Below are 14304 nucleotides of genomic sequence, written 5' to 3' on the forward strand. Positions count from 1 at the left end.
ACCCGTCCGAGCTGACACACTGGAGAGATGTACTCCTCGATGGCCACCCCCGCCGAGGCGCGGGTCGACCTGTCCGCGATCAGGCACAACGTGGCCCTGCTGAAGGAGCGGGCGGGCGGTGCCGAGCTGATGGGGGCCGTCAAGGCCGACGCCTACGGCCACGGGCTGGTGCCCTCGGCCAGGGCCGTCCTTGAGGGCGGCGCGTCCAGGCTGGGCACGGCGTTCGTCGCCGAGGCGCTGGCGCTGCGCGAAGGCGGCGTCACCGCGCCCGTCCTGGCCTGGCTGATCACCCCCGGCGAGCCCCTCGACCGGGCCGTCGCGGAGGACATCGAGCTGTCGGCGGCCCACGAGGGCGTGCTCGGCGAGATCGCCGCCGCCGCCCGCCTCGCGGGCCGCCCGGCCAAGGTCCACCTGGAGGCCGACACCGGCATGTGCAGGGGCGGCGCGCCCCTGGCCGCCTGGCCGGGCCTGCTGAGCAGGGCGCTGGAGCTGCAGGCCGAGGGCGTCGTCGAGATCGTCGGCCTGTGGTCCCACTTCGCCTGCGCCGACGTCCCCGGCCATCCGTCGGTCGGTCAGCAGGTGGAGGCGTACGAGAGTGCGCTGAAGCTGGCCGAGCAGGCGGGGGCCGCCGGGTCGTCGGTGATCAGGCACCTGTCCAACTCGGCCGCCGTCCTGACCCTGCCCGCCGCCCGCTTCGACCTGGTCAGGCCGGGCATCGCCATGTACGGCCTGAGCCCCGTGCCCGAGCTGGGCGACTTCGGGCTGCGTCCGGCCATGACCCTGACTGCCAGGATCGCGCTCGTCAAGCGGGTGCCGGAGGAATCGGGGGTCTCCTACGGCCACCTCTATGTCACCGACCGCGAGACCACCCTCGGCCTCGTGCCGCTCGGCTACGCCGACGGCATACTCCGGCACGCGACGGGAAGAGCCGAGGTGCTGGCGGGCGGGCGCCGCCGGACGGTGGCGGGCCGGGTGTGCATGGACCAGTTCGTGATCGACGTCGGCGACGACCCCTTGTCGCCGGGCGACGAGGTCGTGCTGTTCGGTCCCGGCGACGGGGGCGAGCCGACCGCCCAGGAATGGGCGGATACCCTCGGCACGATCACGCATGAGATCGTGACCAGGATCGGTTCCCGGGTGCCACGGGTCCACCAGCATGTGACGACGAGCACTCCGGAGCGGCCATGAGCGGAGAAGGATCGGGGACATGACGACGACGACAACACGGCGGCGCAGGGTCGGGATCGCCGGCGCGATCGTCGGAGCGGCGTCGGCCGGTGTCGCGGCGGCGGCGCTGGCCAAGCGCTACGCGGTCGGCCGGATCAGGCTGCGGCACGACGAGGAGGCCAGCGAGCCGTTCGGCGAGCTGCGCGGCAGGGAGCGCACGCTCGTCACCTCCGACGGGGTGGCGCTGCACGTCGAGATCGACGGCCCCGAGGACGCGCCGCTGACGATCGTGATGTGCCACGGCTACTGCCTCAACCTCGAATCGTGGCACTACCAGCGCAAGGACCTGCGCGAGAACTACCGTCTGGTGCTGTGGGACATCCGCTCCCACGGCCGTTCGCAGCGCGGCGCGGCCGACGACAGCACGATCGACCGGCTGGGCCAGGACCTCGCCGAGGTGATCGAGGAGTTCGTGCCCGGCCCGTGCGTGGTGGTCGGCCACTCGATGGGCGGCATGACGATCATGGCGCTGGCCGACAGCCACCCTGAGCTGTTCGGCGGGAAGATCCGGGCGGCCGCGCTCATCGCGACCTCGGCGGGCAAGCTGGCCGAGCTGACGCTGGGGCTGCCGGCGATGGTGTCCAAGGCCGTGCACAAGGTGGCGCCGTCCACGGTGTCGCTGCTCGGCAGGAAGGGCTCGCTGGTCGACAAGACCCGGCACGCGGGCAGCGACATCGCCTTCCTGATCACCCGCTACATGGGCTTCGGCGACTCCGCGAACGTGAGCCCGACCGTGGTCGACTTCGCCGAGTCGATGATCAGGCAGACCCCCACCGAGGTGTTCGCCGCCTTCTACCCGGCCCTGATGAACCACGACAAGCTGTCCGCGCTGCACGTCCTCGACCCGGTCCCGACCGCCATCGTCTACGGTGAGCGCGACTGGCTGACGCCGCCCGACCACAGCAGGGCCATCGCGGCGGCGCTGCCCAAGGCGCAGGTCACCGAGATCCCCGACACCTCCCACCTGATCCAGCTGGAACGCCCGGGAATCGTCAACGACGCGCTGCGCGACCTGATCAAGCGAGTGGAGTTGTAGTGCGACTGGCGACAGCGGAGGACATGCGGGCCTACGGCGCCCGCCTGGCGGCCCACCTGCGGCCCGGAGACCTGATCGTGCTGTCCGGCCCGCTCGGCGCGGGCAAGACCACGCTGGTCCAGGGCATCGCCGAAGGTCTCAAGGTACGCGGGCCGATCACCTCGCCCACCTTCGTGATCGCCAGGGTGCACCCGTCGCTGCGGCAGGGCCCGCCCCTGGTGCACGCCGACGCCTACCGGCTGGGCGGCGACCTGGAGGTCGACGACCTCGACCTCGACGCCTCGCTGGAGGAGTCGGTCACCGTGGTCGAGTGGGGCGAAGGCCTGGTCGAGGGGCTGGCCGAAGACCGGCTGGAGATCCACATCGACCGCGAGACCGGCGACGACGCCCGCCTGGTGACCCTGCGCGGGGTGGGCGACCGGTGGGCCGACACGCCGTCTGATCCGGCCTAAGGCTAAAACGTCCGTCAATTCCTGGCAAAGCTGGCACCCTTGACGTACCTGTCCGAAGACATAAATCATGATCGTTGGTCAGGGATTTGCCCAGAATTTCTGGGTATCAGGAGGGGCGACATCCACTTTTTTGGTGGATGCTGGGTGCAAGACGGCAAAGTGGGGTGCGGCGGTGCTCAGGGTCAGGCGAGTCGCGTACGCGGGTGCCATCATGGTGGTCGGGCTGACCGGGTGTGCGGCCTCGGCCGAGACCACACCGACAGCCACACCGACGGCCACAGCCACCACGTCCACCACTGCCACCACGACGGCGACGACGACGGCGACGGCCACGCCGGCCGCCAAGCGGCCGAGCATCGCGGTCCAGCTCAACCCCGACCGGGTCACCGCGGGCGAGACGTCCAAGGTGTGGATCCTGGCCAACTGCCCGGTGCCCTCCGGCGGTCCGGCCCACACCGGCACCGCGACCTCGAAGGCGTTCATCAACGGCGTCCCGCTCAACCCCGTGCCGGCCGGATCGGCCTCGCCGGCCGCGACCGGCACCCCGGCCAACGGCTCGCCCTGGGTCCGGGGTGAGGCGACGGTCTCGGGCACGGTCAAGCGCGGCTCCTACACCGTCGACGTCAAGTGCGACGGCACCAACGACGTCGGCAAGGCCACGATCAAGGTGGTCAGGGCCGAGGCCGAGCCGACCGGCGTGCCGACCAAGGCGCCCAGGGCCGGCGGCGGCGGCACCTTCGGCCGCGACGTCGACGACGAGTCCTCGATCCCGCTGGGCCCGGCCGGCGCGCTGGTCGCCCTGGTCCTCGTCGGAGGCGCGGTCGTGGTGGCCAAGCGGCGCAGCCGGGCGTGACGGATGGCACGTCCGGGTCGGGTGGTGCTCGCGGGCGCCGTCACGGGCCTGCTGCTGGTCGCCTTCGGCAAGAGCATGCAGAACTCCTCCACTCCCGCGGCGAGCGTGGTGCCCAAGAGCATCGACATCCCCTCGCTCGACCTTGAGGCCCCGCTGATGAAGCTCGGGCTGAGCAAGGACGGCGAGGTCGAGCTGCCGCCGTACGAGAAGCCGAAGATGGCCGGCTGGTACAGCGGCAGCGCGGTGCCCGGCGAGAAGGGCGCCTCGGTGATCATCGGCCACGTCGACACCAAGACCGCCCCCGCCGTGTTCTACAAGCTCAGGCAGTTGCGCAAGGGCGAGACCGTCAAGGTGGAACGCAGCGACGGCAAGGTCGTCAGCTTCAAGGTGGACGCCATCGAGCAGGTCTCCAAGGACAGCTTCCCGGCCCGCCGCGTGTACGTCGACGACGGGCTCAAGCTGGTGACCTGCGGCGGCAAGTTCGACTCCGCCAAGGGCGAATACGTCGACAACATCATCGTCTACGCCTCCAAGGCTTGATCATGGAGGTATGAGCACAGACAGCAACCCGCCGGCGTCCGGCTCCCGTGTGCCCTGGGAAGAGGTCCACCCGCTGGTGCGCGAGGCGGTCGAGGGCTTCCTCGGCGACCAGGTCGTGGAGGCCGTCACCCAGGAGGGCGGCTTCTCCCCGGCGGCCGCCGTGCGCCTGCGGACGAGCGACGGACGGCGCGTGTTCGTCAAGGCCGTCGGCCCCGAGCCCAACCCCGACAGCGTGCGCATCTACCGCTCCGAGCTCAGGAACGCCGCCGCGCTGCCCGAGTCCGTCCCCGCGCCGAAACTGCTGACGGCGTTCGAGCTGGAGGGCTGGGTGGCGCTGGTCTTCGAGGACGTCGAGGCCGTGCATCCCGCGATGCCCTGGCGGCGCGACGAGCTCGACCGGGTGCTCACGGCCGTGAAGGAGATGGCCGCCGCGCTCACCCCGTCGCCGATCGAGGCGCGCACGATCGGGGAGGTCATGGACAAGTCCTTCCGAGGCTGGCGCACCCTCCTCGCCGAGGACGCCGCCGACGATGCCGCCGGGCTCGACCCGTGGGCGGCGCGCCACCTGGCCGAGCTGGCCGAGTTGGAGTCCGGCTGGGCGACGGCGGCGGCCGGCGACACCCTGGTCCACGCCGACGTGCGGGCCGACAACGTCATGCTCACGCCCGACCGCGTCTACGTGGTCGACTGGCCGTGGGCCTGCCTGGCCGCGCCCTGGTACGACCAGGTGGCCATGCTGCCGTCGGTCGGCATGCAGGGCGGTCCCGCCCCGCACGAGCTGTTCGACGATCCCGACCCGGCGGTCACCGCGGTCATCGCGGCCATCACCGGCTACTTCGTCCGGCAGGGCCGGTTGCCGGATCCGCCGGGGCTGCCCACGCTCAGGGCGTTCCAGCGGGCGCAGGGAGTGGTCGCCCTCGACTGGCTGAAACGGCGTACCGGCTGGGTGTGACCCGTCCGGCGGGTAGGCTAAACAGTCGTGCTGGTCCTGGCCTTTGATACCGCGACGCCCGCCGTCACCGCCGCCCTCCACGACGGTGAGCGGGTGCTCGCCGAGTCCACGACGATCGACGCCCGCCGCCACGGCGAGCTGCTCGTCCCCACCATCGAACGCGTGCTGACCGAGTCGGGCGCCGCCCTGCGTGACGTGACGGCCGTCGTCGCGGGCAGCGGCCCCGGGCCCTACACGGGCCTGCGCGTCGGTCTGATGACCGCGCAGGGGCTCGCGACGACGCTCGCCGTCCCCGCGTACGGCATCTGCACCCTCGACGCGGTCGCCTACGGCAGCGGGCTCGGCGAGCCGTTCCTGGCCGCCACCGACGCCCGGCGCAAGGAGGTGTTCTGGGCGCGCTACCAGGACATGCGCACCCGGATCGACGGCCCGTTCGTCGACCGGCCCGCCGACGTGCCCGTCGAGGGCCTGCCGGTGGTGGGCGCCGGCGCCGGGCTCTACCCCGACGTCCTGGGCGGCCACGACGCCCCGCCCTACCCCTACGCGGGGGCGCTGGCCGCGCTGGCCGCCGAACGGCTGGCCGCGGGCGTGCCGCTCGACCCGCCGCGGCCCATCTACCTGCGCAGGCCCGACGCCGTGGTGCCGGGCGCGCCCAAGAGGGTGACGGCGTGAGACTCCGGCCGATGACCGAGGCCGACCTGCCGGCGGTCATGGCGATCGAGCGGGCCATGTTCCCGCTCGACGCGTGGAGCGAGGGCATGATGCGCGGCGAGCTGGCCGACATGCCGCGTTCGCGCCACTACCTGGTGGCCCTGGCCGATGATGACGAGATCGTCGCCTACAGCGGCATCGCGGTCGCGGCCGACCAGGCCGACGTGCAGACCATCGCCGTGCTGGAGAAGCACCAGGGCACCGGCATCGGCAGCGCGATGCTGACCGAGCTGCTGGCCGAGGCGCGGCGCAGGGGAGCGCGCGAGATCTTCCTGGAGGTGCGCGCCGACAACCCGCGCGCCCAGGCCGTCTACCGGCATTTCGAGTTCGAGGAGATCGGCACCCGCCGCCGCTACTACGACGACGGCACCGACGCGATCATGATGAGAAGGAAGCTGGATGGCTGACGCACCCCTGGTCCTGGGCATCGAGACGTCGTGCGACGAGACCGGCATCGGCATCGTCAGAGGCCACACGCTCCTCGCCAACACCATCGCCTCCAGCATGGACGAGCACGCCAGGTACGGCGGCGTGGTGCCCGAGGTCGCCTCCCGCGCCCATCTGGAGGCCATGACGCCCACCGTTGAGGCGGCGCTGGCCGAGGCCGGGCTCAAGTTCTCCGACATCGACGCCATCGCCGTCACCGCCGGGCCGGGCCTGGCCGGTGCGCTGCTGGTGGGCGTGGCCGCCGCCAAGTCGTACGCGCTGGGCCTGGGCGTCCCGCTCTACGGCGTCAACCACCTGGCCGCCCACGTGGCCGTCGACCAGCTCGAACACGGGCCGCTGCCCAAGCCGTGCATCGCCATGCTGGTCTCGGGCGGTCACTCCTCGCTGCTGCTGGTGCCCGACGTGGCCGAAGACGTCATCTCGCTCGGCTCGACCGTCGACGACGCGGCCGGCGAGGCGTTCGACAAGGTGGCCCGGGTGCTCGGGCTGCCCTTCCCCGGTGGCCCGCACATCGACAGGGCCGCCCGCGAGGGCTCGGGCACCGCCGTGACCTTCCCACGAGGCAAGATCGACGACGGCACGCTCGACTTCTCCTTCTCCGGGCTCAAGACCGCCGTCGCCCGCTGGGTGGAGGCGCGCGAGGCGTCCGGGCAGTCGATCCACGTGCCCGACGTGGCCGCGTCCTTCCAGGAGGCGGTGGTCGACGTGCTGACCCGCAAGGCGTTGCAGGCGTGCAAGAAGTACGACGTGCACGACCTGCTGATCGGCGGTGGCGTGGCGGCCAACTCGCGGCTGCGGGCGCTGGCCCAGGAGCGCTGCGACGCGGCGGGCGTGCGGCTGAGGGTGCCCCGGCCGGGGTTGTGCACCGACAACGGGGCCATGGTCGCCGCTCTGGGGTCCGACCTGGTGGCGGCGGGGGTCACGCCCTCGACCCTGGAGATCCCGGCGGACTCGTCGCTGCCGATCACGACGGTCCACGTCTGAGCCCTGGCGGGCCGGGAAGGCCGGCGGTGCGGCGCGGGTGTGCCACACCGCCGGGGCGGCGTCAGTCTTTCGTCCTCGTGGGCCGGAGCAGGGCCTCGGCCAGCACCAGCATGGTCTCCTCCAGCGCGGCCAGCCGCTTGGTGAGGTCGTCGGTGGCGGGTTGCACGATGCCGCTGACCGTCTCGCTCAGCTCGTCGCGGTCGGGCCTGGAACGCACCAGCTCGGTCAGCGTGTCGGCGGCGGCCGACAGGCGGTCGGCCTGCGCGCCGGCCTGCGACTGGATCAGCTCGCCGACCCGCTCGGGGATGGCCAGGGCGGCCGGTAGCTGGCTGACCTGCTGGTTCATGGCCTGGATGCGGTCGTCGACCGACTCCAGGTGCTCGCCGGCCTGATCGGCGCGGGCGGCCAGGCCGTTGAGGTGGGTGTCGAGGCCGTTGAACCGGCTGTCGAGGCCGCTGAACTGCCCGTCGAGGGTGTCGAAGCGGGTGATGAGGTGCTCCTCGGCCTCGACCAGCCGCTCGTCGATCGACTCCATCTGGTTGTCGAGCTTGTTGAAGCGGCCTTCGCTGCGGACGGCGGTCTCGGTGAGGCGCTGGTCGGTGCCCGAGGCGCGCTCGTCGAGCGAGCCCAGGCGGCCGTCGAGGGCGTCGAAGCGGTCGTCGTGGCGGACCAGGTGGCCGTCGATGGTGCCCAGGCGCTTGCCGAGGCCGCCGAGCTGGCCGTCGACCGAGGTGAGGCGCTTGTCGACGCCGCTGATGCGGCCGTCGACGCCGTCGAGCCTGGTGTCGATGTCGGCCAGGCACTCGTCGGCCGACTCCAGCCGCCCGTCGAACCCGGTGAGCCGGGTGTCCAGCCCCAGGAGCCGGCCCTCGACCCGGTCGAGCCGGGAGTCGACGCCGTCGAGCCGCCCGCTGAGCCGCAGCTCGCTCTCCCCGAGCTGGACGGCGAGGTGTCGGTCGGCCTCGTCGAGGCGGGCGGTGAGCCGCTGCTCGACGTCGGACAGCCGGCCCGTGAGCCGCTGGTCGGTCTCGTCGAGCTGGGCGGCCAGGCGCTCGTCGGCGCGGTCGAGCCGCTCGTTCAGGCGGTGGGTCAGGCGCTCGTCGGTCTCGTCGAGCCGGCCCGCCAGGCGCTTGTCGGCCTCGTCGAGGCGGGCGGCGATGTGCAGGTCGGTGTCGTCGAGCCGGCCGGTCAGCCGCTGCTCGGCCGCGTCGATCTTGACCGTCACCTGCTGCGACGTGGCCGCGACGCTCTCGGCCAGCTCGCCGACCACGCCCTCGACCCGTTCGGTACGGCCCGACAGGTCGGCCACCGACTTGTCGAGCCGGGTGAAGCGGCTGGCCGCTGCCTCCATGCTGGAGTTGAGCTGCGTCAGCTTGGCGGCGAAGTCGGTCATGCCCTGCGTGATGCCGTCGGTGGTGTCGAGCACCGTCTGCAGGCGTTTGAGCGCCTCGTCGACGGCCTCGCCCACGGTGCCCAGATCCGCCCACAGGCTCGGCAGCTCGGCCACCGGCGCGACCCGGGCGTCGACATGGCCGATCTTCTCCCCGACGGCGTCGACGTGGTCGCGCACGGCCTCGACGTGCTGGGCCAGGCCCTCCGCCCACATCGGCGGCTTGGCGGTGATGTCGTCGAGCCGCCCGCTGACCGATTCGAGGGTGCCGCTCAGACCGCCGAGCTCGCGTTCGCGCACCTCGCGCAGCAGCCACTCCATGCCTTCCAGCCGCTGGCGGATCTCGTCGAGCACGGCTCCCTGGGTGCGCTGCTCATAGACATGGTCCTGGGCGGCGCGCGCAAGGAGGTCTCGCATCCTCTCGGAGATGGCGGACTGGCCGCCTGCCTGCAGAAGGGTGGTGTGGTTGGAATGGTCCACCGAAAGGCTCCTTCGCTCGCCGACGGTCTGCCGCGCAGCGGTGGGATAGGTCCGGTTTGCAGATGAAAAGGCGAGTACGCGGGTTACCGCATAAGGGGGAGAACTCCCGCCCGTCCACCTTAGCCTTTCGATCAAGGTCCGGCAGGGCCACAGTGAAAGATCGTATTTAGCGGAAGAATGACCGCTTTGGTTTGTTCAGGCAGGTGAGATGGGGTTGCAGATGATAACCGAAGGCTTATCGAGAATGCGGGTCAGGATAATGACCACCGAGTTCTCGCCGGAAAGTCGGAGATCGGTTCGCAGGCGTTCGATGTCGACCGCCGACGCGCGTTTCTTGATGGTGACATTGCCGATCCGGCGTTCGCGCAGGGCCGCGCGGAGCTTTTTCAGCGAGAACGGCATGACCTCGTCCACCTCGTATCCGGCGGCCCAGGGGGTGTGTCTCGGCTCGTCGGCGGTGATGTAGGCGATCATGGGGTCGGCCAGGCGTCCGTCGATCATTTCGGCCACCTCGCCCACGAGGTGGGCCCGGATCGCGGCGCCGTCGGGCTCGTAGACGTAGCGGCCCATGGGGCCGACGGGGGCCTGCACGCCGGTGGCGGTCAGGGTGTGCCCGCCGGGGAGGAGGGTGGCGCGGCGGGCGAGGTCGGTGCCGTCGGCCGGACCGTTCTCTGGGCCGGTCCAGAGGGTGGCCTCCTTGACCTCGCCCTTCCAGGAGACCCATTCGGCCTCGGCGCCGTCGGGGATGAACTCGTACGGGATGCCGGGGGCGACCTTCAGGCAGGCCCGCGGAGCCCGCGCGACCAGGTCGAGCACGACCGGCCAGGGCGGTGAGTAGGCCATCGGGTCGAACGTCCGGCCCTTGCCGCTGCGGCGGGCCGGGTCGGCGAACAGTGCGTCGTACTCCTCGGGCCGGACCCGCGCCGCGTCGCCCGCGCGCACCCGCACCCGGTCGGCCAGCCCGAGCGCGTCGGCGTTGGCCGTGGCCACGGCGACGGTCAGCGGGTCGAGGTCGACGGCGTCGACCTCGCAGCCGGCGCGGGCGAGCGCCAGGAGGTCGCCGCCGATCCCGCAGCAGGCGTCGATCACCCGGGCGCCGCCCATACGGCGGGCGCGGTGGTCGGCGACCTCCCGGCGGGTGGACTGTTCCAGGCCGTGCGGGGTGAAGTACATGACCGCGGCGTCCGCGTCGAACTTCGCCCTGGCGCGCTCGCGCAGCGCCGCCTGCGTGAGCGCGGCGGAGGTGAGCGCCGCGTCGTAGGTGCGGCGCAGCCTGGTCGCCGCCGCCACCGGATCAGTCCCGGTCAGCTCGGCGGCCTCGGCGAGCGCCCGCTGCCCGTGCGGGGTCAGCAGTTCGCCGAAGGCGTCGAGATCCATGTACGCACTCCGCTCTCGGGATCGCTCACAACTCGGGACGGCTCACAGGGTGGTGTCGCCCAGGGACACCAGGAGCGTGCGCAGCAGCCCGGCCAGGGCTCCGCGCTCCTCCTCCGACAGCCCGGCGAGCAGCCGCTCCTCGTTGGCGGCGTGCAGGACGAGCATCTCGTCGGCGACCCTCTTGCCCTCGTCGGTGAGGGCGACCAGCGTCATGCGGCGGTTGCGCGGCGCGGGCCAGCGGTGGACGAGGCCGCGCCGGACCAGGTGGTCCATCCGGTTGGTGAGCGCGCCGGGGCTGACCATGGCGGAGGAGGACAGGTCCTTCATGCACATGGCGTCGGCGCCGCTGCGCAGCAGCGTGGCCAGCATGTCGAACTCCCACGCCTCCAGGCCGTGCTCGGCGAGGAAGTCCTTCACGCCGCGCTCCAGCAGGCGCGAGGCCCGTGAGACCCGGCCGATCACGCCCATCGGGGACACGTCGACGTCGGGCCGTGTCCGTGCCCACTGTCCGAGTATCGCGTCGACCGCGTCATCCACGGGGATCACCCTACCAAAGCTTCGACGTTGAAATGTTCGGGGTCGTGCGGTAGTGTCCACGACGTCGAAATGTTCAACATGGAAATGTTCGAGGTAGGTTCATCATGAAGGTGCTGGTGCTGGGCGCGACAGGTTACATCGGCGGCGCTGTGGTCGAGCGGCTGGCCGATCAGGGGCACGAGGTGGCCGTCCTGGTGCGGCCCGCCGCCGACGGGTCCAGGCGGGTGCCGGGCGTGGCGGACGAGCGCTACGGGGACCTGGCCGACACCGCCGCGCTGGCCGCCGCGATCACCCCGGACATCGACGCGATCGTGGTCGCCGCCCAGCTCGGCGGCGACAAGGAGGCCGACCTCGCCTCGATCGGCGTGCTCGTCGCGTCGGGCCGGAAGGTCGTCTTCACCAGCGGCGTGTGGGTGCTGGGAGCCACCGCCGAGGGGCACGAGGACAGCCCGGCCGACCCGATTCCGCTCGTGGCGTACCGGCACGAGATCGAGCGGCTGGTCACCGACGGCGGCGGCTCGGTGATCCGGCCCGCCGTCGTCCACGGGCGCGGCGGTGGCATCCCCGCCCTGATGCGCGCGCAGGCCGCCGAGCGTGGCGCCGGCGTGTACGTCACCGCCGGCGGCGAGCCGCACACCTGGACGTTCGTGCACGTCGACGACCTGGCCGACCTCGTCGTCGCCGTCCTGGAGAGGGGCGGCGCCCGCGTCTACCACGGCATCAGCGAGGAGGCCGTGTCCGTCGCCGACGTGGCCGAGGCGGCGGCTCGGTCCGCGGGCGTCAAGCCGCAGGCCGAGCCCTGGCCGGTGGCCGAGGCGGCCCAGGTGCTGGGGGAAGGCTTCGCCGAGGCCCTGGCGCTCGGCCAGCGCGTCAGCGCGACACGCACGCGCGCCGAGCTCGGCTGGAACCCCTCCCGGCCCGGTGTCGTCGCCGATCTGGTGGAGGGCTCCTACGTCTGATCGCTGTGAGCAGACGCGTTCGTGTTGACTGTCAAGGCCCTCTTGCATATGTTTCCTGTTGGCACTCTCACCTTGAGAGTGCCAACGTGCGACGAGGCAGGTCTGACACCCGCGACGGCAGGCCCCGCTGGTCGCCTCTTCTAGATCATTCAAATCTGAAGGGGAGGTCCGATCGTGACGACCGCCACCAAGGTTCCCGTTAAGCCGCTCGGCGACCGCATTGTGGTTCAGCCGCTTGAGGCAGAGCAGACCACCGCTTCCGGTCTGGTCATCCCGGACACCGCCAAGGAGAAGCCGCAGGAGGGCAAGGTCCTCGCGGTGGGCCCCGGCAACTGGGATGAGGACGGCGACAAGCGCATTCCGCTCGACGTCTCCGAGGGCGACGTCGTCCTCTACAGCAAGTACGGCGGCACCGAGGTCAAGTACGGCGGCGAGGAGTACCTCGTGCTCTCCGCCCGCGACGTTCTCGCGATCATCGAGAAGTAGGCCGGTTGTGTCGAGCCCCGGGCGCTCTTGAGGGCCCGGGGCTTTCGACGCCAGGAGAGGACTTTCAGCATGGCGAAGATCCTGCAGTTCGACGAGGACGCCCGCCGCGCGCTTGAGCGCGGTGTCAACGCCCTCGCGGACGCCGTGAAGGTAACCCTCGGCCCGCGTGGCCGTAACGTCGTCATCGACAAGAAGTTCGGTGCGCCGACGATCACGAACGACGGTGTGACCATCGCTCGTGAGATCGAGCTGGAGGAGCGCTACGAGAACCTCGGCGCCCAGCTCGCCAAGGAAGTAGCCACCAAGACCAACGACATCGCGGGCGACGGCACCACCACCGCCACCGTGCTGGCCCAGGCCATGGTCCGCGAGGGCCTGCGCAACGTGGCCGCCGGCGCCTCGCCGCTGTCGCTCAAGCGTGGCATCGACAAGGCCGCCAAGGAGATCAGCGACCGGCTGCTGGCCAGCGCTCGCGAGGTGGGCGACAAGAAGGAGATCGCCAACGTCGCCACCATCTCCGCCCAGGACGCCAAGATCGGCGAGCTGATCGCCGAGGCGTTCGACAAGGTGGGCAAGGACGGTGTCCTCACCGTCGAAGAGTCCAACGCCATGGGCATGGAGCTCGAGTTCACCGAGGGCATGCAGTTCGACAAGGGCTACCTGTCGGCCTACATGGTGACCGACCCCGAGCGCATGGAGTCCGTCCTGGAGGACGCGTACATCCTGCTCACCCAGGGCAAGATCTCCTCCATCGCCGACTTCCTGCCGCTGCTGGAGAAGGTCGCCCAGACCAAGAAGCCGCTGCTCGTGGTCGCCGAGGACGTCGAGGGCGAGGCCCTGGCCGTCCTGGTCACCAACAAGATCCGCGGCACCTTCACCTCCGTGGCCGTCAAGGCCCCGGGCTTCGGTGACCGCCGCAAGGCGATGCTCCAGGACATGGCCATCCTCACCGGCGGCCAGGTCGTCAGCGAGGAGGTCGGCCTCAAGCTCGAGCACGTCGGCCTCGAGGTGCTCGGCACGGCCCGCCGCGTCGTCGTCACCAAGGACGCCACGACCATCGTCGACGGCGCCGGTGACCAGCAGGCGATCGAGGACCGCGTCAAGGAGATCAAGATTGCCATCGAGCAGTCCGACTCCGACTGGGACCGCGAGAAGCTGCAGGAGCGCCTGGCCAAGCTCGCCGGCGGTGTGTGCGTGCTGCGCGTCGGCGCCGCCACCGAGGTGGAGCTGAAGGAGAAGAAGCACCGTCTCGAGGACGCGATCTCCGCGACCCGCGCCGCGATCGAGGAGGGCATCGTCTCAGGCGGTGGCTCGGCCCTCATCCACGTGGGCAAGGAGCTCGACGACCTCGGCCTGACGGGCGACGAGGCCACCGGTGTCGGCGTCGTGCGCCGCGCGCTGGTCGAGCCGGCCCGCTGGATCGCCGAGAACGCCGGCCTCGAGGGCTACGTGGTGACCCACAAGGTCGCCGAGCTGCCCGCCGGCCAGGGCCTCAACGCCGCCACCGGCGAGTACGTCGACCTGGTCGCCCAGGGCGTCATCGACCCCGTCAAGGTGACGCGGTCCGCGGTGCAGAACGCGGCTTCGATCGCGGGCATGCTCCTGACGACCGAGGCGCTCGTGGTGGACAAGCCCGAGGAGGAGGCTTCGGCCGCCGGCCAGGGCCACGGCCACGGCCACGGTCACTGACCCGCCTGGTTCCCCCGCGCCTGTACGGCCCGCACCGGTTCCCTCCGGTGCGGGCCGTCGGCTTTCCCGCCCCCGTCTGATTCCTCTGAACGCGGCCCGTCGGCTTCCGGGCCGTTCCTCATGCTCCGGTGCGGGGTGTCGGCCTTCCCGGCCCGTGCCGGCCCTTCCGGGGCTTCTGGGGCAG

15 protein-coding genes are annotated in these 14304 nt (G+C 71.4%); 12 read left to right on the forward strand and 3 right to left on the reverse strand.

From position 1 onward, the window contains the following. The first annotated feature begins 39 nt into the window (after positions 1 to 39). From alr to tsaD, 9 genes are all read left to right on the forward strand, one after another. Positions 40 to 1188 (forward strand): alanine racemase, encoded by a 1149-nt coding sequence (alr, locus tag ACWCSU_RS00280; RefSeq protein ID WP_449933705.1) that lies wholly within the window; start codon positions 40 to 42, stop codon positions 1186 to 1188. A 19-nt stretch (positions 1189 to 1207) separates the two neighbouring features. Further along, on the forward strand, positions 1208 to 2263 hold the full coding sequence (locus ACWCSU_RS00285) for an alpha/beta fold hydrolase (protein WP_449932522.1): 1056 nt from the start codon (positions 1208 to 1210) through the stop codon (positions 2261 to 2263). Further along, positions 2263 to 2715 (forward strand): tRNA (adenosine(37)-N6)-threonylcarbamoyltransferase complex ATPase subunit type 1 TsaE, encoded by a 453-nt coding sequence (gene tsaE / locus ACWCSU_RS00290; RefSeq protein WP_352362852.1) that lies wholly within the window; start codon positions 2263 to 2265, stop codon positions 2713 to 2715. The genes ACWCSU_RS00285 and tsaE overlap by 1 nt, the downstream gene beginning before the upstream one ends. A gap of 172 nt (positions 2716 to 2887) precedes the next feature. Next, entirely contained in the window at positions 2888 to 3568 is a 681-nt protein-coding gene (locus ACWCSU_RS00295; RefSeq protein ID WP_449932525.1) for a hypothetical protein, read from the forward strand. A gap of 3 nt (positions 3569 to 3571) precedes the next feature. After that, on the forward strand, positions 3572 to 4108 hold the full coding sequence (locus ACWCSU_RS00300) for a class F sortase (protein ID WP_449932527.1): 537 nt from the start codon (positions 3572 to 3574) through the stop codon (positions 4106 to 4108). A 10-nt stretch (positions 4109 to 4118) separates the two neighbouring features. Further along, the gene (locus tag ACWCSU_RS00305) at positions 4119 to 5060 is read left to right on the forward strand and encodes an aminoglycoside phosphotransferase family protein (RefSeq protein ID WP_449932529.1); all 942 of its coding nucleotides are present in this window, start codon (positions 4119 to 4121) and stop codon (positions 5058 to 5060) included. 27 nt (positions 5061 to 5087) lie between these two features. Continuing rightward, complete coding sequence (gene tsaB / locus ACWCSU_RS00310) at positions 5088 to 5732, forward strand: tRNA (adenosine(37)-N6)-threonylcarbamoyltransferase complex dimerization subunit type 1 TsaB (RefSeq protein WP_449932531.1); 645 nt, start codon at positions 5088 to 5090, stop codon at positions 5730 to 5732. 11 nt (positions 5733 to 5743) lie between these two features. Continuing rightward, positions 5744 to 6178 (forward strand): ribosomal protein S18-alanine N-acetyltransferase, encoded by a 435-nt coding sequence (gene rimI, locus ACWCSU_RS00315; protein ID WP_364086655.1) that lies wholly within the window; start codon positions 5744 to 5746, stop codon positions 6176 to 6178. Next, complete coding sequence (gene tsaD / locus ACWCSU_RS00320; protein ID WP_352318676.1) at positions 6171 to 7202, forward strand: tRNA (adenosine(37)-N6)-threonylcarbamoyltransferase complex transferase subunit TsaD; 1032 nt, start codon at positions 6171 to 6173, stop codon at positions 7200 to 7202. Before rimI ends, tsaD begins: the two co-directional genes overlap by 8 nt. A 61-nt stretch (positions 7203 to 7263) precedes the next feature. Here the strand turns inward: tsaD and ACWCSU_RS00325 are convergent, their stop codons facing one another. The 3 genes from ACWCSU_RS00325 to ACWCSU_RS00335 all read right to left on the reverse strand — a co-directional run bounded on the left by ACWCSU_RS00325 (position 7264) and on the right by ACWCSU_RS00335 (position 10986). Beyond that, on the reverse strand, positions 7264 to 9072 hold the full coding sequence (locus ACWCSU_RS00325; RefSeq protein ID WP_449932533.1) for a hypothetical protein: 1809 nt from the start codon (positions 9070 to 9072) through the stop codon (positions 7264 to 7266). A 195-nt stretch (positions 9073 to 9267) separates the two neighbouring features. Continuing rightward, a complete protein-coding gene (locus tag ACWCSU_RS00330) occupies positions 9268 to 10449 on the reverse strand; it encodes a class I SAM-dependent methyltransferase (RefSeq protein WP_449932535.1) in 1182 nt (393 codons plus the stop codon). Positions 10450 to 10491: 42 nt separating this feature from the next. After that, positions 10492 to 10986: a MarR family winged helix-turn-helix transcriptional regulator gene (locus tag ACWCSU_RS00335; protein WP_449932537.1), complete on the reverse strand. Its 495-nt coding sequence runs from the start codon at positions 10984 to 10986 to the stop codon at positions 10492 to 10494. Between the two features lie 104 nt (positions 10987 to 11090). Between ACWCSU_RS00335 and ACWCSU_RS00340 the strand changes: the two genes are divergently transcribed. From ACWCSU_RS00340 to groL, 3 genes are all read left to right on the forward strand, one after another. Then, positions 11091 to 11945 carry an NAD-dependent epimerase/dehydratase family protein gene (locus tag ACWCSU_RS00340; RefSeq protein WP_364085836.1) on the forward strand — a complete coding sequence of 285 codons (855 nt, stop codon included), beginning with the start codon at positions 11091 to 11093 and terminating at the stop codon, positions 11943 to 11945. A gap of 174 nt (positions 11946 to 12119) precedes the next feature. Continuing rightward, the gene (gene groES, locus ACWCSU_RS00345; protein WP_139628731.1) at positions 12120 to 12431 is read left to right on the forward strand and encodes a co-chaperone GroES; all 312 of its coding nucleotides are present in this window, start codon (positions 12120 to 12122) and stop codon (positions 12429 to 12431) included. 69 nt (positions 12432 to 12500) lie between these two features. Beyond that, positions 12501 to 14120 (forward strand): chaperonin GroEL, encoded by a 1620-nt coding sequence (gene groL, locus ACWCSU_RS00350; RefSeq protein WP_449932540.1) that lies wholly within the window; start codon positions 12501 to 12503, stop codon positions 14118 to 14120. Positions 14121 to 14304: the final 184 nt, after the last annotated feature.

Source organism: Nonomuraea sp. NPDC001699 (assembly GCF_053596455.1).